29 protein-coding genes and 1 pseudogene are annotated in these 19,991 nt (G+C 70.1%); 13 read left to right on the top strand and 17 right to left on the bottom strand.

The genetic code is table 11. From position 1 onward, the window contains the following. Nucleotides 1-111, top strand: a 111-nt coding sequence (locus ACFWWR_RS45410) for a DUF1206 domain-containing protein (protein ID WP_384307810.1), incomplete at its 5' end; no start/stop codon positions are given. A gap of 70 nt (nt 112-181) precedes the next feature. On the opposite strand, the gene ACFWWR_RS45405 is transcribed toward ACFWWR_RS45410, so the two are convergent. The 7 genes from ACFWWR_RS45405 to ACFWWR_RS45375 all read right to left on the bottom strand — a co-directional run bounded on the left by ACFWWR_RS45405 (nt 182) and on the right by ACFWWR_RS45375 (nt 6,135). Next, the gene (locus tag ACFWWR_RS45405; RefSeq protein WP_384310161.1) at nt 182-898 is read right to left on the bottom strand and encodes a GAF and ANTAR domain-containing protein; all 717 of its coding nucleotides are present in this window, start codon (nt 896-898) and stop codon (nt 182-184) included. A gap of 78 nt (nt 899-976) precedes the next feature. Beyond that, nucleotides 977-1,738, bottom strand: a complete 762-nt coding sequence (locus ACFWWR_RS45400) for an ANTAR domain-containing protein (protein ID WP_383878125.1) — start codon at nt 1,736-1,738, stop codon at nt 977-979. After that, entirely contained in the window at nt 1,735-2,397 is a 663-nt protein-coding gene (locus tag ACFWWR_RS45395) for a hypothetical protein (protein ID WP_384310158.1), read from the bottom strand. The genes ACFWWR_RS45400 and ACFWWR_RS45395 overlap by 4 nt, the downstream gene beginning before the upstream one ends. Beyond that, nucleotides 2,397-2,822 (bottom strand): STAS domain-containing protein, encoded by a 426-nt coding sequence (locus tag ACFWWR_RS45390; RefSeq protein ID WP_384310155.1) that lies wholly within the window; start codon nt 2,820-2,822, stop codon nt 2,397-2,399. Before ACFWWR_RS45390 ends, ACFWWR_RS45395 begins: the two co-directional genes overlap by 1 nt. A 658-nt stretch (nt 2,823-3,480) precedes the next feature. Further along, complete coding sequence (locus tag ACFWWR_RS45385; RefSeq protein WP_384310152.1) at nt 3,481-4,494, bottom strand: NAD(P)/FAD-dependent oxidoreductase; 1,014 nt, start codon at nt 4,492-4,494, stop codon at nt 3,481-3,483. Next, complete coding sequence (locus ACFWWR_RS45380) at nt 4,491-5,030, bottom strand: isoprenylcysteine carboxyl methyltransferase family protein (protein WP_384310150.1); 540 nt, start codon at nt 5,028-5,030, stop codon at nt 4,491-4,493. The genes ACFWWR_RS45385 and ACFWWR_RS45380 overlap by 4 nt, the downstream gene beginning before the upstream one ends. A 37-nt stretch (nt 5,031-5,067) precedes the next feature. Then, nucleotides 5,068-6,135: a type III polyketide synthase gene (locus ACFWWR_RS45375; protein ID WP_383878115.1), complete on the bottom strand. Its 1,068-nt coding sequence runs from the start codon at nt 6,133-6,135 to the stop codon at nt 5,068-5,070. A 150-nt stretch (nt 6,136-6,285) separates the two neighbouring features. Here ACFWWR_RS45375 and ACFWWR_RS45370 point away from each other — a divergent pair, with 150 nt between their 5' ends. The 3 genes from ACFWWR_RS45370 (at nt 6,286) to ACFWWR_RS45360 (ending at nt 8,389) form a co-directional block, all read left to right on the top strand. After that, a complete protein-coding gene (locus ACFWWR_RS45370; protein WP_383878113.1) occupies nt 6,286-7,185 on the top strand; it encodes a UbiA family prenyltransferase in 900 nt (299 codons plus the stop codon). A gap of 12 nt (nt 7,186-7,197) precedes the next feature. Next, complete coding sequence (locus ACFWWR_RS45365; protein WP_383878111.1) at nt 7,198-7,380, top strand: hypothetical protein; 183 nt, start codon at nt 7,198-7,200, stop codon at nt 7,378-7,380. Nucleotides 7,381-8,173: 793 nt separating this feature from the next. Further along, complete coding sequence (locus tag ACFWWR_RS45360) at nt 8,174-8,389, top strand: transposase (protein ID WP_384310147.1); 216 nt, start codon at nt 8,174-8,176, stop codon at nt 8,387-8,389. Nucleotides 8,390-8,983: 594 nt separating this feature from the next. Here the strand turns inward: ACFWWR_RS45360 and amaP are convergent. From amaP to ACFWWR_RS45335, 5 genes are read right to left on the bottom strand one after another with little or no spacing between them, the layout of a single operon-like run. Beyond that, nucleotides 8,984-9,577, bottom strand: coding sequence for an alkaline shock response membrane anchor protein AmaP (gene amaP / locus ACFWWR_RS45355; protein ID WP_384310144.1), 594 nt, complete (start codon nt 9,575-9,577; stop codon nt 8,984-8,986). A 9-nt stretch (nt 9,578-9,586) separates the two neighbouring features. Next, a complete protein-coding gene (locus ACFWWR_RS45350; protein WP_384310142.1) occupies nt 9,587-10,276 on the bottom strand; it encodes a DUF6286 domain-containing protein in 690 nt (229 codons plus the stop codon). Beyond that, nucleotides 10,273-10,719, bottom strand: a complete 447-nt coding sequence (locus tag ACFWWR_RS45345) for an Asp23/Gls24 family envelope stress response protein (RefSeq protein WP_383877998.1) — start codon at nt 10,717-10,719, stop codon at nt 10,273-10,275. Before ACFWWR_RS45345 ends, ACFWWR_RS45350 begins: the two co-directional genes overlap by 4 nt. Next, nucleotides 10,716-10,943: a hypothetical protein gene (locus ACFWWR_RS45340; protein ID WP_351472778.1), complete on the bottom strand. Its 228-nt coding sequence runs from the start codon at nt 10,941-10,943 to the stop codon at nt 10,716-10,718. The genes ACFWWR_RS45345 and ACFWWR_RS45340 overlap by 4 nt, the downstream gene beginning before the upstream one ends. Nucleotides 10,944-10,981: 38 nt before the next feature. Continuing rightward, nucleotides 10,982-11,416 carry an Asp23/Gls24 family envelope stress response protein gene (locus ACFWWR_RS45335; RefSeq protein WP_383877996.1) on the bottom strand — a complete coding sequence of 145 codons (435 nt, stop codon included), beginning with the start codon at nt 11,414-11,416 and terminating at the stop codon, nt 10,982-10,984. Between the two features lie 200 nt (nt 11,417-11,616). Here ACFWWR_RS45335 and ACFWWR_RS45330 point away from each other — a divergent pair, with 200 nt between their 5' ends. From ACFWWR_RS45330 to ACFWWR_RS45320, 3 genes are all read left to right on the top strand, one after another. Next, nucleotides 11,617-12,423 carry a hypothetical protein gene (locus ACFWWR_RS45330; protein WP_383877994.1) on the top strand — a complete coding sequence of 269 codons (807 nt, stop codon included), beginning with the start codon at nt 11,617-11,619 and terminating at the stop codon, nt 12,421-12,423. A gap of 252 nt (nt 12,424-12,675) precedes the next feature. Continuing rightward, on the top strand, nt 12,676-13,719 hold the full coding sequence (locus ACFWWR_RS45325) for a fatty acid desaturase family protein (RefSeq protein WP_383877992.1): 1,044 nt from the start codon (nt 12,676-12,678) through the stop codon (nt 13,717-13,719). A gap of 410 nt (nt 13,720-14,129) precedes the next feature. Beyond that, a complete protein-coding gene (locus ACFWWR_RS45320; RefSeq protein ID WP_383877990.1) occupies nt 14,130-14,654 on the top strand; it encodes a DUF6328 family protein in 525 nt (174 codons plus the stop codon). A gap of 92 nt (nt 14,655-14,746) precedes the next feature. Here ACFWWR_RS45320 and ACFWWR_RS45315 read toward each other — a convergent pair whose 3' ends face one another. The 5 genes from ACFWWR_RS45315 to ACFWWR_RS45295 form a co-directional block, all read right to left on the bottom strand. Continuing rightward, a complete protein-coding gene (locus ACFWWR_RS45315; protein WP_383877989.1) occupies nt 14,747-15,241 on the bottom strand; it encodes a hypothetical protein in 495 nt (164 codons plus the stop codon). Next, complete coding sequence (locus ACFWWR_RS45310) at nt 15,241-15,873, bottom strand: hypothetical protein (protein WP_383877987.1); 633 nt, start codon at nt 15,871-15,873, stop codon at nt 15,241-15,243. The genes ACFWWR_RS45315 and ACFWWR_RS45310 overlap by 1 nt, the downstream gene beginning before the upstream one ends. A gap of 134 nt (nt 15,874-16,007) precedes the next feature. Next, nucleotides 16,008-16,181, bottom strand: coding sequence for a CsbD family protein (locus ACFWWR_RS45305; protein WP_356253952.1), 174 nt, complete (start codon nt 16,179-16,181; stop codon nt 16,008-16,010). 93 nt (nt 16,182-16,274) lie between these two features. Further along, nucleotides 16,275-16,469, bottom strand: a complete 195-nt coding sequence (locus ACFWWR_RS45300; protein WP_383877985.1) for a hydrophobic protein — start codon at nt 16,467-16,469, stop codon at nt 16,275-16,277. A 116-nt stretch (nt 16,470-16,585) separates the two neighbouring features. Beyond that, on the bottom strand, nt 16,586-16,798 hold the full coding sequence (locus tag ACFWWR_RS45295; protein ID WP_384310139.1) for a hypothetical protein: 213 nt from the start codon (nt 16,796-16,798) through the stop codon (nt 16,586-16,588). 375 nt (nt 16,799-17,173) lie between these two features. On the opposite strand from ACFWWR_RS45295, the gene ACFWWR_RS45290 reads away from it, so the two are divergent. From ACFWWR_RS45290 to ACFWWR_RS45265, 6 genes and pseudogenes are all read left to right on the top strand, one after another. Beyond that, a complete protein-coding gene (locus ACFWWR_RS45290) occupies nt 17,174-17,452 on the top strand; it encodes a hypothetical protein (RefSeq protein ID WP_383877981.1) in 279 nt (92 codons plus the stop codon). Nucleotides 17,453-17,538: 86 nt separating this feature from the next. Further along, nucleotides 17,539-17,940: an ANTAR domain-containing protein gene (locus ACFWWR_RS45285; RefSeq protein ID WP_383877980.1), complete on the top strand. Its 402-nt coding sequence runs from the start codon at nt 17,539-17,541 to the stop codon at nt 17,938-17,940. After that, nucleotides 17,937-18,035: pseudogene (locus ACFWWR_RS45280) on the top strand (PRC-barrel domain containing protein); the annotation flags it as partial. The gene ACFWWR_RS45285 and the pseudogene ACFWWR_RS45280, both read left to right, overlap by 4 nt. A gap of 52 nt (nt 18,036-18,087) precedes the next feature. Next, on the top strand, nt 18,088-18,447 hold the full coding sequence (locus tag ACFWWR_RS45275; RefSeq protein WP_383877978.1) for an ANTAR domain-containing protein: 360 nt from the start codon (nt 18,088-18,090) through the stop codon (nt 18,445-18,447). A gap of 43 nt (nt 18,448-18,490) precedes the next feature. Next, nucleotides 18,491-19,318, top strand: coding sequence for a ribonuclease BN (locus ACFWWR_RS45270; protein ID WP_383878000.1), 828 nt, complete (start codon nt 18,491-18,493; stop codon nt 19,316-19,318). A 267-nt stretch (nt 19,319-19,585) separates the two neighbouring features. Continuing rightward, on the top strand, nt 19,586-19,991 hold a 406-nt coding region (locus tag ACFWWR_RS45265; RefSeq protein ID WP_384310137.1), incomplete at its 3' end, for a DUF1206 domain-containing protein.

The following is a 19,991-nucleotide window of genomic DNA, read 5'->3' as shown; positions in this document are numbered from 1 at the left end:
CGCAGCTTCACGCAGACACCGGTGGGGCCGTGGCTCCTGGTCGCCGTCGCGATCGGGCTGATCCTCTTCGGCGTCTTCTCCTTCGCCTCCGCTCGCTGGCGCCGCCTGTGAACGCTGCCCCGAGCCACTGCCAGAGCCGCTTCGGCAGCGTCTGCGGAGGCGACAGCCCGCGCCAGGGTGGTCAGGCCACCAGCCCGGGGAGGGCTTCGGAGTCGTCGATGAAGGCGCGGGCCACATCGGACAGTCGCCGGTTGTGGGCGCGGGCGTAGCCGCGCAGGGCGGTGAAGGCCCGTTCCATGTCGACGCTCTGGCGTTCGGCGAGTTTGCCCTTGGCCTGTTCGATCAGTACGCGGCTGTTCAGCGCGGTCTGCAGCTGTTCGTTGAGCACGGTGCTGCGGTGGGCGGACCGTTGCTGTAGGAGGCTGATGGTGGCGACGTCGGCCAGGGCCTGGGCGATGAGTGTGGCGGGCGGGTCGAAGGCGCCGGGGGCGGCGCGGAAGAGGTTCAGGGCGCCGACGGTCTCGTCCCGCAGGCGCATGGGCAGGGCCTGGACGGCCCCGAATCCGCTGCGGTGGGCCGCCGTGACGAAGCGCGGCCAGCGGTCGGCCTCCCGGGTCAGGTCGTGGATGATCACCGGTGCGCCGGTACTGAAGCACTCCAGGCAGGGGCCTTCGTCGTTCTGGAGCTGGAAGAGCTCCAGCAGGCGCACCTGTTCGTCGGAGGCGGCCATCACGCGCAGTTTGCCGTCCCGGTCGGCGAGCAGCACCCCGGCGGCGCTCGCATCGAGCATGCTCACGCAGCGGTCGGTGAGCAGGCGCAGGAAATCGATGAGGTCGAAGTCGGCGACCAGGTTGTCCGCCAGCTCGACGAAGGTCTTGGCCAGGAGCTGCTGATTCATCGTGACACCCTCGATTGAGACTACTCCCGCCGGGAGGAGGCGGGAAGCGCAGCACGTTGGTCGGCCTGAGCCGATGGGTCAGTTGCTGTTGTCGGTCCGTTTCGGTTCGCTGTCCGGGGAGAATCGGAGCCGGTGGGCCACCACGTCGGCGGCCACGTCGGCGAGCCGGCGCCCTTGCGTATAGGCGTAGGTGCGGAGCCGGACGAAGGCTTCGTCGATGCCGACGCCGAGCTGGACGGTGAGGATGCCGGTGGCCTGGTCGATCTCTGCCCGGTATCCGCCCAGGTCCTCGAAGCCGTGGTCCGGTGACGGTGCGTCGGCCTGCGCGCCCGTCTCGTCGATCCGCGCGTCGAGCAGGAGCAGCGTCGCGAGATCGGCGAACGCCAGCGCGTCGGCCAGCTCCTCCGCGTCCAGCACGGTCGGCACATCGGCGTACAGGTCCAGGACTCCCGGGCTGATCGCCCCGATCTGCAGGGGGAGCGCGAAGACGGCGCGTGCCCCGGCTTCCAGGGCAGCATCGGCGAACACGGGCCAGCGGTCCTGCAGCCCGCCGGTCAGCAGATCGGGGGTCAGGACGGCCGAGCCGTGGGTGAAGGCGTCCACGCAGGGGCCCTCGCCCAGGGTGAGCTGGAGCTCCTCCAACTGCTCGCTGATGTCGTCGGTGCTGCACAGCGGATGGCTTGCGGTGGTCTTGGACATCGCCGATACCCCGGCTCCGCCGACGGGCAATGCGGCCACGGCCGCGGTGCACACGTCCATCACACCGACCCGGGCACCGCGCCGGGCCGCCTGCTCGGCCACCAGCACCTGGATGCGGGCCGACCGGCTGTCGGCCCTCATCCGGGCCACCGCGTCCAGGCATCGTGGGCCAAGCCCTCCAGCCGCGCCGTGGTTCGTTCTCCGAGGGGGAATACCAGCGCACGGAACATGGTCGGGCCCGCCGGCCGCCACACCTCTCCCATGTCCAGCCATCCCCAGGAGCGGAGCGACGCTAGGGTCGGGTGATCGCCCGGATCCACCAAGGTGGCGCCGAGGGATGCCTGGTGGCCGCTCAGCAGCCGCTCTTGCAAACGGCGGGCCACGTCCTGGTCCTGTGGGTGTGGCTGGACCAGGATGCTGGTGATCGCGAAGACGCCACCGGACACGGTGAGCTGCTCGATGCTCTGCGGCAGTGCTCCGTCGAACCCGAGCCACCAGATGCCGTCACTGCCCACCGGGAACCCGAAGGCGCATCCCACCAGGTGGTCCGTCTCTGCGATCACCATGGCGAACCCCGGCCGCCGGATGTCGCCGGTGAGACGGTTCAGGAAGTCCTGGCGGCTGCGGCTGCGGTATGCCTCAGCGGCGGACGTCTCGCGGGAGTCGACGTACAGATCCGCCAGCTCCCCGCCCAAGTCCTGCGCCAGCCAGCGGTTCACGCGGCACAACCGCACCGCGTCCATGGTGAACGACTCGCCTGCATGCGGCTCGTGCGGCTTCCCCTGCCTGGGCTGGGCCATCACCGCACATCGCCCGAGAGGACAGCCACCAGCGGAACACTCCGGTCCGGCAACGCTGGAGCGACCGGGTCAGGGGCGTCCCCGAGAGACGGTGGCAGATGCCCGAGCGGAGGGCCGAGAAGCAGGAACCCGCAGCCGGTGAGGTCGAGGATCCGACCCAGTGACTGTGGCGGGTTGTGCAGTTGTAGGATCCCGCCGGCCTCCTTGGTCCGCTGCGCGGCGTAGAGGAAGGCGTTGAGGCCGCTGCAGTCGCAGAAGGTCACAGGGGTGAGGTCGACATCGACGATGCGGATGCCGTCGCTCAGGCATCGCGCCAGTGCTGCGCACACCAGCGGTGCCGATTCCAGGTCGATCTCACCAGCCAGGGTGATCAGTGCCCGTTTCCGTCGGTCATGACGATAGATGGTGAGCCGTGGGAGGGGCATGACGCCTCGGTTCCAAAGACCATCCGGCAGCGAGATGGGAATGCCGGGAGTCCCGGCTCCTCATGGCGCGCTGCTGGCAGGGGCGTACGTGCGGCGGAGGCGGAACGACGGGCCGGTCCAACGGCCTGTGCAACAGGACATAGGACCCGCCCTGTTCTCTCCAGGGATGCGTCGGGTGACGGACGGGAGGTCCGCTTCCCGCAGCCATCTGTGTCGCCAAACGACAAGCCGCCGGGGTCTGGGACGCTTGTACAGGAGCATAGTCCTGGCCCAGTGCAACAGACGGCCCGAAGCCGCCTCATCTCAGGATGTGGACGATGCCGAAGTGTAACGGCGCGCTCATATCCGGTGCCCTGCACGGTACTTGGCCCCATAACGGGAAGGCCTCGGCTCGCGTCGGACTCAGGTCCGGATCTTTTGCAAGGGCTGCGGCAGGAGGATGTTGGGGCGGTCTCGGCCGTCGGCGTTGCCGGTGCACTGCGGTCGGTCTTCGCAGACCCGGCAGGCAGGTTGGAGAAGGAGAACAGGACGGCCAGTCGCTCGTGCCTCCGTCCCGGCCGAGGTGAGTTTCTGGCTGCAGCGGGCTTCCGGGTCACAGGGCGAGACGATCTCTGTGCTCGGCCACGGGACCCAGGCGGTCTCCAGGGCCGTCCTACCGTTACTGCAGTGCGTGGACCGCAGCTGAGAACACCGGGGGCATCCGGGATGCTGCGGGGACGATGAGGCGGGCGGTGCTCGGACGGCGGCTCGCGGCCAGCAGGGCTCCGGTCAGCAGCCGGTGGCGGCGGGTCAGCCGGGTCCAGGTGCGCTCGTACGTGTCCGGTCGCCCGGCGGCCAGGCAGCGGACGGCGGCCCCGGCCGTCGCCAGTGCGAGGGCGATGCCCTCGCCGGTGAGGGCGTCCAGGTAGCCGGCGGCGTCGCCGACGAGCAGGACACGGCCGGCGACTCTGTGCCGCACCCGCTGTCGCAGTGGTCCGGCGCCGCGTACCTCCGTCGTGGCCGGGCCGCGCAGCGAGGCGGTGAGGGCAGGGAAGTCGGCCAGGTGCTCGTCGTACCCGCGACGGTTGCGGCTGAGGACCGCGACGCCCACCAGATCGTCGCCGACCGGTGTCACATAGGCTTCGCCGTGCCGGGACCAGTGGACCTCCACGAAGTCCGTCCACGGTTCGACGCGGTAGTGCCTGCGCAGCCCGTAGCGGCCGTGGGGGCGGCCCGGCAGTTCCAGCCCCAGGCTGCGGCGCACCGGGGAGTGCAGGCCGTCGGCGGCGATCAGCCAACGGGCTGTGGTTCCGGCGGCGGTGACCGTGTCCGCGTTCTGGCGCACCTCGCCGACCTTGCCCGGCAGCATCCGCACGCCGAGGCCGAGAGCGCGCTGGTGCAGAGCGGCGTGCAGCGTCGTACGACGGATCCCCAGCCCGCTGTGGCGGCGGAAGGACGCTTCGGCGCGGACGGCACCGTCCACGTAGCGGATGCCGCGCAGTTCGCGGCCACTGGCCTCGACGCCCAGTGCTCTCAGCGCGGCGACTCCGCCAGGCATGACGCCTTCTCCGCAGGCTTTGTCCACGGGTGAGGTCCGGGGTTCGACGACGACGGCCTCCAGGCCGGCGAGCGCGGCGTGGATCGCGGCGGCCAGACCGGCCGGTCCACCGCCGGCCACCAGTACGTCGATCACGCCGGAGCGGTCGTGGTCGCCGTGGTCGCGGCGGCCAGCGCCCGGTTCTCGCAGCGGATGCGCACGGTGAGCAGAACGGCGTTGAGTACCGTGAACACGGTCGCGGTGATCCAGGCGGTGTGCACCAGGGGCAGGGCCAGGCCCTCGGCGACGACGGCCACGTAGTTCGGGTGCCGCAGCCACCGCCACCGGTAGGGGCCGCCGGTCACCAGCGGCAGGCCGGGTACGACGATCACCCGGGTGTTCCACCGGGGTCCCAGGGTGTGGATGCACCACCACCGCAGCGCCTGGGCGCCCACCAGCACGGCCAGCATCGGCCAGGCCAGGGCGGGTACGAAGGGCCGGTCGGCCAGCCACACCTCGGCCGGGCAGGCGATCAGCAGGCCGGTGTGGAGGGCGACCATCGCCGGGTAGTGGCCCTGCCCGGTCTCGGTCGCGCCGCGGGCGGTGCTCCACCGTTCGTTACGGCGGGCGACGACGAGTTCGGCGACGCGCTCGCCGGCGACGGCGGCCACCAGCAGTCCGTACCAGATCATGTGTCCCTATGTCCTTCGTGTCCTTCGACGGCCCGAACTACCAGCGCAGCAGGACGAGTTCGCAGGCGAAGCCGGGCCCCATGGCCAGCAGCAGACCCGGCGTGCCCGGCGGTGGGCGGCGTTGGGCCAGGGTGTCGCGCAGTACGTGGAGCACCGATGACGAGGAGAGGTTGCCGACGTCGGCCAGGTGACGCCAGGTCACATCGAGCGCCCCCTCGGGCAGGTCGAGGGCCTCGGTGACGGCTTCCAGGACCTTGGGGCCGCCGGGGTGGCACACCCAGGCGGTCACGTCCTTCGGCTTGATCCCGTTGTCGCCGAGGAACCCCTCGACGTCATCGGCGAGGTAACGGCGTACGACATCGGGGACCTGTGGGTCGAGGACGACCTGGAAGCCTGAGTCCTTGATGTCCCAGCCCATGACGCGGCCGGTGTCCGGGTACAGGTGGCTGCGGGTGTCCACGATCGTCGGGCCGGCGGTCTCATCCGGGCGGCCCGGGCGGTTCGCGCCGCAGGCAACGACCGCGGCGGCGCCGTCGCCGAACAGTCCGGTGGCGACCAGGTTGGCCATGGAGGCGTCGTTGCGCTGGAAGGTGAGCGAGCACAGTTCGACGGACAGCAGTACCGCCACGTGGTCGGGCCGGCCCAGCAGGTAGTCGTGCATACGGGCCAGGCCGGCTGCACCGCCGGCACAGCCCAGGCCGAACAGGGGCAGCCGTTTGACATCCGGCCGCAGTCCGAGGCGGCCGACCAGCCGTGCGTCGATCGAGGGGGTGGCGATGCCGGTGACGGAGGTGAAGATCAGCAGGTCCACGTCGGCGGCGGTCAGGCCGGCCGTGTGCAGTGCGCCCCGGACGGCTTTGGCGCCCAGGTCGGTGGCGGCGTCGATGAAGACGTCGTTGGAGGCGCCGAATCCGTCCAGTTCCCCGTACCGTTCGAGCGGCAGCGTCATGTGTCGCGAGCCGACCTTCGCGCTGCGGTGCAGCCGGTCCAGGACCCCGCGGTCGGTTCCCTCGGGCAGGCAGGTGCGGGCCACCATGTCGGTGATCTCGGACTGGGTGCGACGGTGCGGTGCGAGGGCACCGTGAACGGCGGCGATCCGCGTCATATGGTTCCCGTCCGGTTACCAACTCGGGTGAGTTGCTCCCCACATGTTCCCCGGACCGGGGCTTCGACACCATGAATCGCCCGTCCAGCCGTTCGCCCCGGGGGCGCGTGTTTCCGGCCGGGTGGGGCCCAGGCGCCTACGATCGGCCAGGTGGGCACTCCCGAGCAGTCGACGGCCGGCGGCCCGGCCGCGGGTTGGGCCGGCCGGGTGGGTGGCCTGGCCGGGTCGTGCCACCCCGGGCCTGTCGTGGCGGTCACCGCCTTGATGGCCGCGCTCGCCGTCACCGCCGGCCAGAGCGCCGCGAGCTGTGTGCTGACCGCCGCCGCCGTGCTGACCGGGCAGCTGTCCGTCGGCTGGTGCAACGACGCGTTCGACGCGCGCCGGGACATCGCGGCCGGCCGCCGGGGCAAACCCGTCGTCGACGGCACGGTCGGTGTGACGGAGGTGTGGGTGGCCGCCTGTGCCGCGCTGGCGCTGTGCGTGCCGCTCTCGCTCGCCTGTGGCCTGCGGGCGGGCGCCGTTCACCTGACCGGAGTGGCGGCGGCGTGGGCCTACGACCTGCGGCTCAAGGCGACAGTATGGTCCTGGGCACCGTACGCGGTGGGCTTCGCCGCGCTCCCGGCGTTCGTCACGCTGGCCTTGCCGGGGCAGCCATGGCCGGCCTGGTGGGTTGTCACCGCCGGGGCGCTGTTGGGGGTCGGCGCCCATCTGGGTGACGTACTGCCGGACATTCGCGGGGATTTGGCGACGGGAGTTCGGGGATGGCCGCACCGGCTGGGCCCGGACGGCACCCGGCTGCTGCTGCCGGTGCCGCTGGTGGCCGCGTCCGCGGTTCTGGTGCTGGGTCCTGCCGGGCCGCCCGGCAGGTGGGCACTGGCGGCGCTCGCGGTGGCCGGCCTGGTCGCGGTGGCGGGGACGGTGCTGGGACGCCGCTGGGAGCGGGCGGCGTTCGCGGCGGCGGTCGCCGTGGCGGTGGTGGACGTGGCGCTGCTGCTGCTGCGCGACACCGGGATCGCGCTCCATCAGCTTCGCGCTCGGCCTCTCCGGTGACCGCGGCGAGCGGTGACGGTGCTGGTCATGCAGGCCGATGCAACGTTCTGGGACTCGCTCGTGTTCGACGGAATCGATGACGTGGACGTCGAAGCGGTCACCGCCGCCTTCGGCACGGTCGATGTCACGGCCAGAGGCCGGGGCATCCGGGGTCGCGTGTCCGGACTGCGGCTGCTCCTCGAATCGAGTGCATGACTCCTACCAACGCAGGCTGAAGGATCTACCGCTCGCTGAACAGAGTCGTGATACATCTGACGGTCCGGCGTTTCATATGCAGCACGGACAACTGCCCGCGTCGCACGTTCGCCGAGCCGTTCGCTCAGTTGACCGCCCCGTACGCACGCTTCACCACGCGGCTGTGCCACGTCCTGGAGCGCGTCGGGCTCGCACTCGCCGGACGAGCTGGCGCTCGGCTGACCGCCCAACTGGGCTTCCAAGTGGGACGGATGACCCTGCTGCGCAGGGTCATGGCGCTGCCCGACTCGCAGCCCAGCACACCACGCGTGCTGGGCGTGGACGACTTCGCCACCCGCCGCGGGCAGACCTACTCCACCGTCTTAACCTGCGGAGAGACCCATCGCGTGGTGGACGTGCTCCCGACGCGCGACTCCGGACCGCTGGCCGCGTGGCTGGCCACCCACCCGGGCGTGGAGATCATCTACCTCGACCAGCGTTGGAGGGAAGGCTGCACCAACGCCTGGAGGCTGTGGGAGGAGATCACAGAGCAGGGTTACCCGGACGGATGTGGCAACGTCCGCAACTACGTGAGCAGAACGCTTCGCGGAAAGCCCCGGCCGGTCGGGCCCCGGCCACCCTCGGCCCGCGCCGTCACCCGCTGGCTCCTCACCCACCCCGACGCCCTGGCCGAGCGCGACCTGCTCCAGCTGAAGGCCGTGCTGGCCCACTGCCCAGACCTGACAGCACTCGCCGAGCACGTGCGCTCCTTCGCCCACATGCTCACCCACCTGCAAGGCGACCAACTACCCGAATGGATCGAAACGGCCACCGCACCACCAAACTGCCCAGCCTCCGCCGCTTCGCCCAGCACCTCGAACGCGATCTCGACGCCGTCATGGCCAGCCTCACCCAAACATGGAGCTCCGGTGTCATCGAAGGCCACGTCAACCGGATCAAGATGCTCAAGCGTCAGATGTTCGGCCGCGCGGGATTCGAACTCCTCCGCAAGCGGGTCCTGCTGGCGTGAGAGCCGTACTGCCGTTGGCGTGCTGTGCGTAACAGTTCCGGACTATCCGAGTTCGACTCCGGATGCGGGTTCTAAGCTGAGGACAGTCCTCCGCGCCTTCTGGCGTATCGGGGAGGGCCCATTCCGCAGCAGAGCGAGCCTGTGGTGCATCCCAGAAGCGCCGGGCTTGCCTTCCTCTCCCGCGGAAGTCGCCGACAGCCCGGCCAGTCCCTCAAGGCAACTTCGAGGCCGGGCTGGACCACGCCCCCGGCTGCCTGGAGGGAGTGCTCCAGTGGCTTGTCCGGGGAGGACAGGGGCACTTGGAAGGGGCACGCGGTCGCCGTCCCGAACGGCGGCCGCCGCCCGTTCACCTGGTCTCTCGGTACGGCACGACACGCTGTGCCTGTGCTCGATGTCGCGTCGGCCGAGAAGTGGTACGTGACGGCCCCGGCGCACAAGGCCGCCAAGGGCCGGTGTCTTCGCCCACCCCGCCAGCGAAACGAGTGCGCCAGGCAGCGTGCTGTTCGTTCAATCCCCCGTGTGCCAGAACGCTCGGGTTCCAGGAATCCTGGGCGCCTCGCAGCCGATACCCCATGAGGCTTAGCCCAGGGGGTCCTAGGTGGCGCGTTCGGCGCTGTGGCGGGCTTCCCGGAGTCGGACCTTCGAGGGGAGGCGGTCCAGGCCGGCCGAGTCTCGTGCGTGTACGAGTGTTTCCCGGCTCAGCTCTCCCAGAGTCCGCACCGGATCCGCGTGCGGCTCCAGCAACAGCCGCACGCGCGCGGTGGGGGCGGTACGTCGGCCCGTCAGCCGGACATGAGCGCGCGAGACCCCGTCCAGGGCTTGCGCCTCTTCCGCGATGACGTCCTCCAGTGTGCGGCCGTTGAGTCGGGCCGGCGCGCCGTCTTCGCTGTCGACGAGGACCTGGTCCAGGCGGTGTCTGCGTTGCGAAAGGAGCCACCACAGCAGCAGGGCCAGCAGCACGGCGAGCACCGCGATGACGGTCGGCCACCACCATCCTTCTTCCCGCCACCGGGTGCGTCCCTCGGTGCCCAGCACCACATCGTCCGGCCCACGGAAGGGCCACCAGCCCGGCACGTCGAAATCCCAGTGGCGCTGCAGGTCCAGTGCGCCCAGCAGCACGCCGCCGCCCAGGGCGAACAGTCCGAGGCCGAGCAGTGCGAGCAGCACCCGGTTCGCCGTCTTGAGCATCGGATCACCTCAGCCCTTCTTGGGGCGCCGGACGCGCACGGTCAGCGTGGGTTGCCGGGCCAGGCCCAAGGACGTCACGGCTTCGCCCAGCTCGGCGTCCAGGTCCGCGCGGACCTCGTCGAGATCGCGGAAATGTGCCTGTGCCCGGGCTTTGACCTTCCGGCGGCTGACAGCGACCCGTGCCGACTGGACGCCGGGCACCTGCATGGCCCGGTCGCGCAGAACCAGGGCGGCCGCGCGGCGGTCGAGCCCGGCACGGACCTCACCTGTCCCGGGGATGCCGGTGGGCTGCCGCATGGGCAGCAGCCTGCGCAGCCCCGGCGTCACCGCCAGCAGGAAAAGCCACAGGCCGAGGGCCATCGCCACCGCGGCCCCGACGATCATCCAGACGTCGTCCAGTGGGCGTGTGGCCAGTTCCTCGGCGAGCCGCCGTCGCCAGCGCATCGCAGACCGGTCCGCGCGCACCGCGACCACGTCGTACAGGAGAAATCCGACGGCCGCGGCGGACAGCAGGGCTGCCAAGGCCGCGGGAATCCGCCGCGCGGACCAGAAACGGCGTGCCGACCGGCCCGATCCGTCGATCACCTTCGTGGCGCCCCCGGCCGCCCCCGGGGTGCCGTCGGCGGACGGAGCCGCCTGTCCCGGACCGGAGGAGAGGTCGCTGTCACCGGTCGGCTGCCGCGAGGTGTTCGCGCTCATCTCACCCTCTCCCGGTCCGTGTGCCGCGTATGCGCCGAGTGCAGGTGCTCGACCGATACCGCGAGGTCGGACACCTCCATGCCGGCCCATGCTCTGATCCGTTCGGTGACCTCCCGGCGCACCGCGGCGCACTGCTCCCCGACGTCGGACGGATAACCGAGCTCGACGGCGACGCGCAGCCGCGCCTCGCCGAGCACCGCCTGCCATCCGGCGGCGGACTCGGCGTCTCGTCCCGCACTGGTCCGTTCCGGCGCCCGCCGTACGGATGTGCTCACGTGTGGCGTCCGGCGGCCGGGAGGTACATGGCCGGCCGACTCGGTGAACCGGCCCAGCGCCTCGCGCGCCACCCGGGCAGCGATCTTCGCGACGACCCGGTCGGTGACGATGGTCGCCCCGCGCTCCCCGCGGGGGACGCCCGGGCGCTCATCGGCTTCCCCGCTCACCGCCGCCAGTCTCCCCGAGCCTGTCGCCGGTCATCTCGGATCCGATCCTGCCGGTCCCGGCGGCGGACGAAGTCGCCCGGTTCGAGATCACCTTCAGTGAACCGCCCGATGACGAGACCGACGAGGCCCAGCACCAGAACCAGCAGGAAAGCCCAGAAGTCACCGAAATACGCGGCGAAACCCAGCGCCATTCCGGCCATCAAGCCCACCACGGCCCTGCTCATTTCGCGCTCCTTCACTCAAGTGGGCTGTTCCGCCCCGGCTACTGGATCCGCTGCCGCTCCTCCCTTTCGTCCTCTTCGTCGTCCGGCAGTTTCACGTCGCTGACCGTGATGTTGACTTCCACGACTTCGCGGCCCGCCATCCGCTCCACCGCGGAGATCACGTTCTCCCGCACCGCGGCGGCCACGTCCGTGATCGAGACGCCGTAGTCGACGACGATCTCCAGATCGATGGCCGCCTGCAGCTCGCCGACCTCGACACTGACCCCGCGGGTGGCGGATTTGCCGCTGCCGGCGCCGGGCATCCGCTCTCGCATGGATCCCATCGAGCGGGCGAATCCGCTGCCCAGGGCGTAGACGCCGAGCACGTCCCGTGCCGCCATTCCGGCGATCTTCTCCACCACCACTTCGGCGATGGTCGTCCGGCCGCGAGACCCGGGCGCTGCGCCGAGCTTGACGCCGGTGTTCTCAGTCATTGGGGTATTCCTCCCTGATGAGGCCACAAAGCACCCATTACCCGGATTATAGTCTTTTTAGTACCTTTGCCCGTCTGTAGAGCGTGAGACGGGGTGGTCCGACGAGTGGCCTGAGGCCCCTGTCCGGACCTCTCGCGGACACTCGGGCAGAGCGCCGCGGGAAGAGAACTGCGGCCGTGGAGAAGGAGGGTGGGAGGCCAGTGACCGAGGCGTGGACGCAGGCAGTACGACGCCAGCTTGACCTGGGCCGTCTCCTCCCGCTCGGCGGGCCCCACGATGGGACGTGGATCACCGAGCAAGCGGCCGTCCAGGCCCTCGGGCGCACTGCCGCCGAGGTCCCCGGTGTCCGGCTGGAGTCCCTGCGCATCGGGTCGGCGCCGCTCCAACCCGTGTCCGAGCCGGCCGTCCGTCCGCCGGCCAGCGCGCTACCGCCTGGCCCGCTCACCATCGAGGCCGCCTTCACCGCATCCCTCGTGCGGCCGCTGCCGGAGACCGCCGACGAATTGAGGAGCGCGCTGCTGGGCGCGGCCACTGAACGGCTCGGGCTGGCCACGGTGACGGCTGACATACGCGTAACGGATCTCCGTGAGGTCCCGGAGGCAGGCATGACGTCTCGGACCGCGGCGACGGCCATGAGGCCCACGCCGGAAGCTGCGGCCGCGCGGAGCTCGCCCCCGATGACCGGAACAGGGTCCATGCGGGGACTCGTCGGGGAGCTGGCGGACGTCGCGACGGGTGTGCCGGGCGTAGCCCGCCTCACGGCCGTGCTGGGCAGCCGCCCGGTCAGGGTGGAGGATCATGATGATCCACCCGGCCGACACATCGAGGTTCACCTCGCGGTCGCCCCCGGACACCATCCATTGCACGTGGCCCGCGCCGTCAGGGAGGCCGTAGCCGAGGCAGCCACCGCTGACACCTCGGGCCCGGCCACCGTCGCCGTCCTCATCACGGAAACCGCGGGCTGGCGACGGACCTCGCCGGTCACCGTGATGAGTGCCCCTCAGTGATCAGCCGGCCCCCCTTCCCCGACCTTCCCGGTTCTTCCCTGAAAGCGGGCGGCCGTCGCTCCGCCAGCCCTGTCCTGCCACGGTGTGAGACCTGCCTGGCAGGGAACCCGCATGCAGAGAGGGACGTCGTCCCTGCTCCTCGCGCGATGTGTATCCGCAACGGCGAAAGCGCATCCCTGCCTGTGGCCCGGTCTCAGCAACTCCCGAGGCGGCGCCTGACCATCTGCCTCCTTCGGAGAGAGCTTCAGCGACATGACCGCAAACACCACGGTCCGCCCCCCGCCCTCGGAGGCGTCCGGCAGTGACTTCGCCCGATTGTCGAGAAAGATCGCTGATGCCGGCCTGCTGGGGCGCCGTCCCGGCTATTACGCACTGCGGATCACAGTCGTGGCCGCGCTCTACCTCGGTGGGTGGGCCGCCGTCGCGCTCATCGGCGACAGTTGGTGGACGCTGACCGTCGCCGGCTTCCTGGCCGTCGTCTTCGGCCAGGTCGCCCTGATCGCCCATGACGCGGCCCACCGCCAGGTGTTCCGCCGACGCCGGGCCAGCGAAGCATCCGGCCGGATCGCCGGCACCGGCGTCGGGATGAGCTACGGATGGTGGCAGGACAAGCACACCCGCCACCACGCCAACCCCAACCACGAGGAACTCGACCCCGACCTCGACCCCGACCTGCTGGTCTGGTCCCAGGACCAGGCTCGGGCCGCCAAGGGGCTCCCCCGCCTCATCGGCCGCTGGCAGGCGTTCCTGTTCTTCCCGCTCCTCACCCTGGAGGGCTTCAACCTGCACGTGTCGAGCGTGAAGGCGCTGGCCAACCGCTCGCTCAAGCACCGAACGCTCGACGGCACCCTGATGTTCGCGCACTTCGCGGTCTACCTGACCGTCCTGCTCTGGCTGCTGCCGCCCGGCATGGCGATCGCCTTCCTCGCCGTCCACCAGGGCCTGTTCGGCGTCTACCTCGGCTCCCTCTTCGCTCCGAACCACAAGGGCATGCCGATCCTGACGGGCGATGACCGCCCGGACTTCTTCCGCCGCCAGGTGCTCACCTCACGCAACGTGCGCGGCGGCCGGTTCACCGACATCGCACTGGGCGGGCTGAACCACCAGATCGAGCACCACCTGTTCCCCAGCATGCCCAGCCCCAACCTGCGCAAGGCCCGAACCATCGTCCGCCACTACTGCGAGGAACTGGGCGTGGACTACGTCGAGACCGGGCTGATCACCTCCTACTGGCAGGCCCTCACCAGCCTCCATCGGGCCGGAGCACCGCTCAGACACCCCCGCGTCCCGGCCTAGAGACGCGCTGCCGCAGCCGTCGGTGCCCGTGATGCGGTGACTGACACGGCACACATCGAGACTCAGCCCTGGACCAGCCCGTGTCCCACCGAGGCGACGGGCGGCCGTGCTGTCCGGCCCGCGCCGATCCGAGACGAACGGCCCGGAAAGGCACGGTGCTCCAGGACTGAGCTTGTTCCGCTTTGACGGACACCATCCGTGTGGTCTTCACGCCGCGAGAGCGGCCTCCTAGTCAGTGGGACTGAGGCAGCCGAGGCTGCAGCCACCGCAGCACAGCTCAGCAACCAGCTCCGCGAAGCCAACGGCGCGGCCGACTACATCCGCTGATACCAGGACGTCCGCGACCGTCGTACGGAATGCTCTGTCCGGCCGGGGGACCGTTGCGCGGCCTTCGAGTAGGTTGCCAGGATATGGCTGAGGAGAATTCCCGTACGCCGCGCGAGGAGACGACGCTGGAGCGGGCCGACCGCAACTACGGTGAGCTGCTCCAGGAGTTGAGGATCATCCAGACCGGAGTCCAGATCCTGTTCGCGTTCCTGCTGACGCTGGCCTTCACCGCCCGCTTCTCCGCACTCGACACGGCGCAGCGCACCGTGTACATCACGACGCTGCTGCTCGCGGTGCTCGCAGCGGCCCTGTTCACCACTCCGGCCGCGCTGCACCGAACGCTGTTCCAGCGCGGGGCCAAGCCTGAGATCGTCATGATCTCATCACGGCTGGCGGGGGCGGGTATGAGCGTCCTGATGCTGACGCTCACCGGTTCCGTGCTGCTCGTCGTCGACGTGGTGTTCGGCCGGGTCGAGGGTGTGATCGCGGGGAGTGCGACGCTGCTGGTGTGCGGGGGTCTGTGGGTGGTGTTGCCGCAGTTCGTCAGGCGGCACGCCGCACGGTTGGAGGCCCGGGCCGTCTCGGAGCCGCCGGATGGATCGGGCTGAGTGCTTCAGCAGCACACAGCCGCCGCGGTTGGCCGGTGTGGTTCACCTACCGGTTTCCTGCGGCGGCTGTGCTTCCTTCGGAGAGGACGGTGTCACCGGCCGGCGGGTGCCGCCATGTGCAGCAGCCGTTCGGTGATCTCCCGGTACTGCCGCAGCGCGACCCGTAGTTCCTCGGTCTGCGCTTCGGTGTCCTGGCCCTGCCAGCCCGATCGCAGGACGCGCCGCTGCTCTGTGAGGGTGTTCGTGAAGTGGGTGGTGACTTCGTCGAAGACGCTGTCGGCTTCCTCCACGGCCTGGCGTGGGCTGTCGACGAAGGTGTTGAGGGCTTGTTGGAGGCGCAGGGTGAGCTTGTCCCGTTCGCCCTGCGGGAGCATCTCCGGCGTCGGCTTGCGATCGGGGCTGGGGCGGTCGGCATTAGGGCGGTCGGCGTTGGCGGCGGGGGTGGTGGGTTCACGGGGTTCGTGAGCGGGTTTGGTGGCAGGTGCCTGCGGGGCTCGCTGGGTCTGCGGCGGCTGCGGGTTGCGCTGCGCCGAGGGATCCGGGCTTCCGGGCTGGGGTTGCCGTGCGTGTTCGGCGTTCTGCGACATCAGGTGTTGTTTCCCTTCGCGTGGGGTCGGTTCAGTGCCCATGGCGCGTGGCCGTTGCCGTCGCGGGACTGAGGAGTCTGCGAGCTGCCCTGGTCCGGGTCGGCCGCTTGTTCGGCGACCAGTGCCTCGAAGAGGCTTCGGGCTTCGACCATGGCCTCCCGCATTTCCTCGGTGCCGCTCTGTCCGCGGGCGGCCGTGTGCATGCTGCGGTAGCCGTGGACATGGGCGGGGTGGTGGACGGAGAGGGCGGCGAACTGCTCCTCGAACTGCTCGCCGTCGGGGAAGCCGCGGTCCCTCGCCAGGCCGGCAAGGAGTGCGTCCGCCTCGGTGACGGCCTTCTGCGGCGATTCGACGAACTGCTCCTGGACGTCGGCCCACTGAGCCCTGTACTGCGCGCGGGCCTCGGGCGACAGCGGCTGCTCATCGAGGGAGCCGTGCTGCTTGACGCGCTCCCCGAGTTCCTGCTCGGCCGCCTTGGTGTCGCCGTCGTGGTCGGCGACGGCACGGTCGTACTCGGGTCCGAAGCGGTGTTTGAGCCCGCGTCCTCCGCCGGCCCGGATGCGTCCACGTCCGACGAGGAAGAGGACGACGGCCGCGATGACGATCACGGCGATGATCACGATGGTGAGCATGGCTGCCTTCTCTGGCTCTCGGCTCGCAGATTGTTCGGCTTCATTGCCGTTCCCGTTATTTCCTGTGGGCTGATTCCGCTTTGGCCTGCCGGGTGGCGGCCACGCGACGTGGGCACCACCCGGGGCGTTTGTGGTCAGTGCTTGAAGGCGTCCTTGGCCTTGTCGCCGGACTGCTTGAGGTTTCCGGAGACCCGGTCGGTCCTGCCTTCGCGCTGCAGTCGCCGGTTGCGGGTGGTCCGGCCGACGCGTTCGGTGAACCGGCCCTTGAACGCCTGGGTCTTGTGCCTGATCGTCTGTCCGAGGCTCATGGCTGTCCTCTGCTCGTTCGCTGGATGGGCTCATGCGCGTGATCGCCGTACAGGCCACCGTCCCGGAGGGCGGGAGAGCGCCTGGTGTGTGGGCTATCCGCGACTGCGGCTGTACCGACGGCCGCCGCCACGGCGTCCACCGCCGCGTCCGCCACTGCCGCGCCCGCGCATGGCGAAACCGACGATCCAGACGACCAGGAGTACGGCGGCGACCCACCAGAGGGTCTGCATGGTGAAGCCGAACCCGAACACCACCAGGATCAGCAGAAGGAGAAGAATCCAAAGCATTGCCGGGCCTCCAGATCGCGGGAAGTTCCTGAGTTCCGCGGGGTCCGGGCGAAGCGGGAAGGTGGAATGCGCCGACCGAGTGATCCGGAGTGCATAGCCCTACGCCGTGCTGTCAGTCAACGCCCGGCAACCTCCGTTGTCAACGCGGTGTCGACACGGGAGAGTTCTGCGAGCGGGGCAGGGGCCGCTGGGACAAACGGAGCCTTCGCGGGATGGTCGACCGGCTCGGCCGGCGCCGCCGGCAGGATGCGGTCTTCCCACCAGGACAGGCCCATGACGGTGGCGAGCAGGACGAAGGGGACAGAAGCCGGAACGATCAGTACGTACATGCGTACCGCCTGCGGTGGCTGCGTGCGACGCGGCGGGCAGCGGAGGGGGGATGCCCGCATGGGGCGCATCGGTGCGGCGCCGGGATCGAGTGGCGACGGCGGGGACGGCCCGTTGGGGGGCGGGGCGGTTCCGGCACTGATGCGCGAGGTGCGCCCTCGAAGGAGCGCGAGAGGTGTTCGACGCTGCCGGGGGCTCGGGCCGTACCGCACACGCTAGCCCTGACCGCACTCCCTGGACAGACGGCAAGTGGCCATCTGTCCGGGGCGGAAGACCGTTACATGGGGCGCTATCCGCAGTCTCTGGGCAGAGCTACGCTGTTCGAACAGGCCCCGGCCCCCGGCAGTGACGCTTTGTTCCGTTCCGGGAGGCCCGCCGTGTTCGTTCTGCTTCTCATCCTGATCTTGATTCTGTTCGGCAGCGGCTTCCTCAATCCCCTCTGGTGGTGGGTCGCGGCCGTGCTGGTCTTCGGTGCCACGCGGCACGGCCGGGACCGTGGTGGAGGCTGGATCCGTGGTGACGGTTCCGATGTCGGGCCGTACCGGGACTACGAGCACCGCCGGGACCGTCAGGACCGCTGGGACCGTCGCTACAGCCGTCGGCACCGGGCGCGCTCGAGGCGCGAGGACCGCCGGGACTACGAACGCCGCGGGTGACCGATGAAGTTGCACCCGAACATCCAGAGGTTCCGGGACGGCTTCCGCCCAGCCGGACGCGCCGAAATCGTCGAGAGGTACGTGCCATGCAGCGCACAACCATGCTTCCGGAGAACTGGTGGGATCTGAGGGCCGAGGCCGTGGCGGGGAATGCGGCGGCTCGGGATGTCGTGGCGCTGCGCGCCGAGATCGAACAGCTGCAGCGGGCGCTGGCCGGCCGTATGGTCATCGATCAGGCCTGCGGCATGGTGATGGTCCTGGCCCCCTGCCGCCGCGGGCCGGCCAGGAACCTGCTGATGGACATGGCACGGCAGTGCAACACCAAGCTTCCGGACGTGGCTGCAGCCGTGGTCGCCGCCTGGGAGGGCGAGCCGCTCTCGCGGTTGATGCAGAGGGCACTGCGGGATGCACTGCGGCGGCTCTACGCGGAAGACCGGGGGTGCGACTCACGACTGGCAGATGAGCCGTCCGGAAGGGAAGGGACGTGATCCACGCAGCCGATGTCCGTGAGTGGCGCAACCGCGACGTCGTCGAGAGCGAAGGCCACAAGGTCGGTGTGCTCGAAGCAGTCCATGTCCTGACCGCTCATGGGCACGATGACTGCCTTCTGAGGACTGAGTTGTGAGGTATGCACCATGCACCAGCTGACCACACCCCGCGAGGACCAGCCGTTGTTGACGGCTGTGGCTTCGGTGAGGGATGCGGCTTTGCTGGCCGAGGTCGTCGAACTCCGCGCGAAGAACAAGCAGTTGGAGCAGGCGCTGGTGAGTCGTCCGGTGATCGACCAGGCCCGCGGCATGGTGATGGTCCTGGCGCCGTGTTCCAGTGAGCGAGCCTGGGACCTGCTCGTGGAGGTGTCGCAGCACTGCAACGTCAAACTCCGCGACGTGGCTGCCACCCTGGTCGCCACCACGAAGGGCCAGGAACTCCCCGAGGCGATACGGCGCGAGTGGCGTCGCGCGCTGCGGCGCCTTCACGCGCTGGAGCGGCGGTGACCGGATCATGCGTTCACGGCTGTCGGTGATGGCGCCCCGTGTGATGGGCGACCTGGATACCGAAGGAGTCTTCCGGTGCCGGGTGTTCCGTGATTCGCCGGCCGGGCGGGGATGGCGGCGGAGCCGCGAGATCGAACTGGGGCCGAGGTCGCTGGGTTTTGCGGCGCTCGGGTTCCTCACGCTGGTGCCCCTGCTGATCGTCGTCTCCGCAGCCGATCCGGAGCAAGGGCGGGGGTTCGCGCAGTGGCTGGGGGACGGGCTCGGTGTGTCGAGTGCCGCCAGGGAGGAGGTGGGGAAGTTGTTCGCGCGGCCCGGCCAGGTGCTGCAGACCACGACTGCTTTCGGCCTTGCCGCTCTCGCTGTCTTCGGTCTGAGTTTCGGGGCGGCGGTGCAGACCGGCTACGAGAAGATCTGGGAGTTGCCTCCGGCCCGCTGGTACGCGAGATGGCGGCACGTGCTGTGGCTCGCCGTGCTCGTCGGGTCCCTCTACCTGACCGCCACCACCACGCTGTGGCGCCATTCACCGGCCGGCACGCTGGCCGCGACACTGAGCGCCGTCCTGTTCTTCTGGTGGTCGCAGCAGATGCTGCTCGGCGGGCGGATCGCCTGGAGCGCCCTCGTTCCCGGCGCGGTGGTATCGGCGCTCGGGCTGCTCGGTCTTCGGGTCTTCTCCCGGCTCGTCTTCTCACCCCTGATCGCATCCAGTGCCGTCACCTACGGCCCCTTCGGAACCGTCCTGGTCGTCCAGTCCTGGCTGGTCGGTGTGGGCGTCGTCGTCTTCGGCGGTGCGCTGACGGGCCGCCTGCTGCACGAGGAACTCCCGCGCGTGGCACAGGCACTGAAACAGCGGGCTCGGCGGCAACGACCCTGAAGGCCAGGACAACTCCCCTTGCTTCTTCACGCTCGACATGTCGGGCGGTACGTCGCAGAGTCGGAGGCCGGTGCGGCACAGGGCTCGGCCCTCCAGGCCCACGCCGGAAGTGACCCGTGCTACGCCGGTGACGTCCAGGACGATGACCGATGAATCATCCTGTCCCGTCCAGGCCGCGCTCGGCCGCTGCGCACATCAAATGCCTGGCCCGGGGCACTTGGGGGGCAGTGGACGCGTATCGCGCGCCCGCACCATGGGGAGGACATCGTGACCTCGTCCAACACGCAAGGGCGCGGCCAGGGCGTAAAGTCCGCGGCCCGTACCACCCAGAACGAGACGCTGACCGCCGCGGGGCGAGCGGGCTTTGTCGCACGGGGTGTGGTGTACGTCCTGATCGGCGCCCTTGCCCTTCAGATCGCCCTCAGCAGCAGCGACGGCGAGTCGGCCGACCGGCAGGGCGCGCTGGCCCAGGTCGCGGAGCAGCCGTTCGGGAAGGTGATGCTGTGGGCGATGGTGGTCGGCTTCGCCTCCATGGCGCTGTGGCGGGGTAGCCGCGCAGTCCTCACCAGGGGGCCTCAGCGGAAGGCGGGTTCGCGCGTGCTGGACGGCGGGCGGGCGGTCTTCTACGCCTTCGTCTGCTGGACCACGGCGGTGTACGCCGCCGGGGGCGGGC

Source organism: Streptomyces sp. NPDC058678 (genome assembly GCF_042714835.1).
GTDB lineage: Bacteria > Actinomycetota > Actinomycetes > Streptomycetales > Streptomycetaceae > Streptomyces.
This window is presented reverse-complemented; position numbering and strand designations above follow the sequence as displayed.

What these genes read in the sequence shown, in the direction of transcription:
- ACFWWR_RS45390 (WP_384310155.1), bottom strand. Translation starts at nt 2,822, where the DNA reads ATGCCCCTCCCACGGCTCACCATCTATCGTCATGACCGACGGAAACGG.
- amaP (WP_384310144.1), bottom strand. Translation starts at nt 9,577, where the DNA reads ATGCTCAAGACGGCGAACCGGGTGCTGCTCGCACTGCTCGGCCTCGGA.
- ACFWWR_RS45380 (WP_384310150.1), bottom strand. Translation starts at nt 5,030, where the DNA reads ATGATCTGGTACGGACTGCTGGTGGCCGCCGTCGCCGGCGAGCGCGTC.
- ACFWWR_RS45285 (WP_383877980.1), top strand. Translation starts at nt 17,539, where the DNA reads ATGCAGCGCACAACCATGCTTCCGGAGAACTGGTGGGATCTGAGGGCC.
- ACFWWR_RS45335 (WP_383877996.1), bottom strand. Translation starts at nt 11,416, where the DNA reads ATGACTGAGAACACCGGCGTCAAGCTCGGCGCAGCGCCCGGGTCTCGC.
- ACFWWR_RS45315 (WP_383877989.1), bottom strand. Translation starts at nt 15,241, where the DNA reads ATGTCGCAGAACGCCGAACACGCACGGCAACCCCAGCCCGGAAGCCCG.
- ACFWWR_RS45270 (WP_383878000.1), top strand. Translation starts at nt 18,491, where the DNA reads ATGGGCGACCTGGATACCGAAGGAGTCTTCCGGTGCCGGGTGTTCCGT.
- ACFWWR_RS45310 (WP_383877987.1), bottom strand. Translation starts at nt 15,873, where the DNA reads ATGCTCACCATCGTGATCATCGCCGTGATCGTCATCGCGGCCGTCGTC.
- ACFWWR_RS45305 (WP_356253952.1), bottom strand. Translation starts at nt 16,181, where the DNA reads ATGAGCCTCGGACAGACGATCAGGCACAAGACCCAGGCGTTCAAGGGC.
- ACFWWR_RS45325 (WP_383877992.1), top strand. Translation starts at nt 12,676, where the DNA reads ATGACCGCAAACACCACGGTCCGCCCCCCGCCCTCGGAGGCGTCCGGC.
- ACFWWR_RS45405 (WP_384310161.1), bottom strand. Translation starts at nt 898, where the DNA reads ATGAATCAGCAGCTCCTGGCCAAGACCTTCGTCGAGCTGGCGGACAAC.
- ACFWWR_RS45360 (WP_384310147.1), top strand. Translation starts at nt 8,174, where the DNA reads ATGGATCGAAACGGCCACCGCACCACCAAACTGCCCAGCCTCCGCCGC.
- ACFWWR_RS45395 (WP_384310158.1), bottom strand. Translation starts at nt 2,397, where the DNA reads ATGGCCCAGCCCAGGCAGGGGAAGCCGCACGAGCCGCATGCAGGCGAG.
- ACFWWR_RS45320 (WP_383877990.1), top strand. Translation starts at nt 14,130, where the DNA reads ATGGCTGAGGAGAATTCCCGTACGCCGCGCGAGGAGACGACGCTGGAG.
- ACFWWR_RS45340 (WP_351472778.1), bottom strand. Translation starts at nt 10,943, where the DNA reads ATGAGCAGGGCCGTGGTGGGCTTGATGGCCGGAATGGCGCTGGGTTTC.
- ACFWWR_RS45275 (WP_383877978.1), top strand. Translation starts at nt 18,088, where the DNA reads ATGCACCAGCTGACCACACCCCGCGAGGACCAGCCGTTGTTGACGGCT.
- ACFWWR_RS45375 (WP_383878115.1), bottom strand. Translation starts at nt 6,135, where the DNA reads ATGACGCGGATCGCCGCCGTTCACGGTGCCCTCGCACCGCACCGTCGC.
- ACFWWR_RS45295 (WP_384310139.1), bottom strand. Translation starts at nt 16,798, where the DNA reads ATGTACGTACTGATCGTTCCGGCTTCTGTCCCCTTCGTCCTGCTCGCC.
- ACFWWR_RS45350 (WP_384310142.1), bottom strand. Translation starts at nt 10,276, where the DNA reads ATGAGCGCGAACACCTCGCGGCAGCCGACCGGTGACAGCGACCTCTCC.
- ACFWWR_RS45300 (WP_383877985.1), bottom strand. Translation starts at nt 16,469, where the DNA reads ATGCTTTGGATTCTTCTCCTTCTGCTGATCCTGGTGGTGTTCGGGTTC.
- ACFWWR_RS45400 (WP_383878125.1), bottom strand. Translation starts at nt 1,738, where the DNA reads ATGAGGGCCGACAGCCGGTCGGCCCGCATCCAGGTGCTGGTGGCCGAG.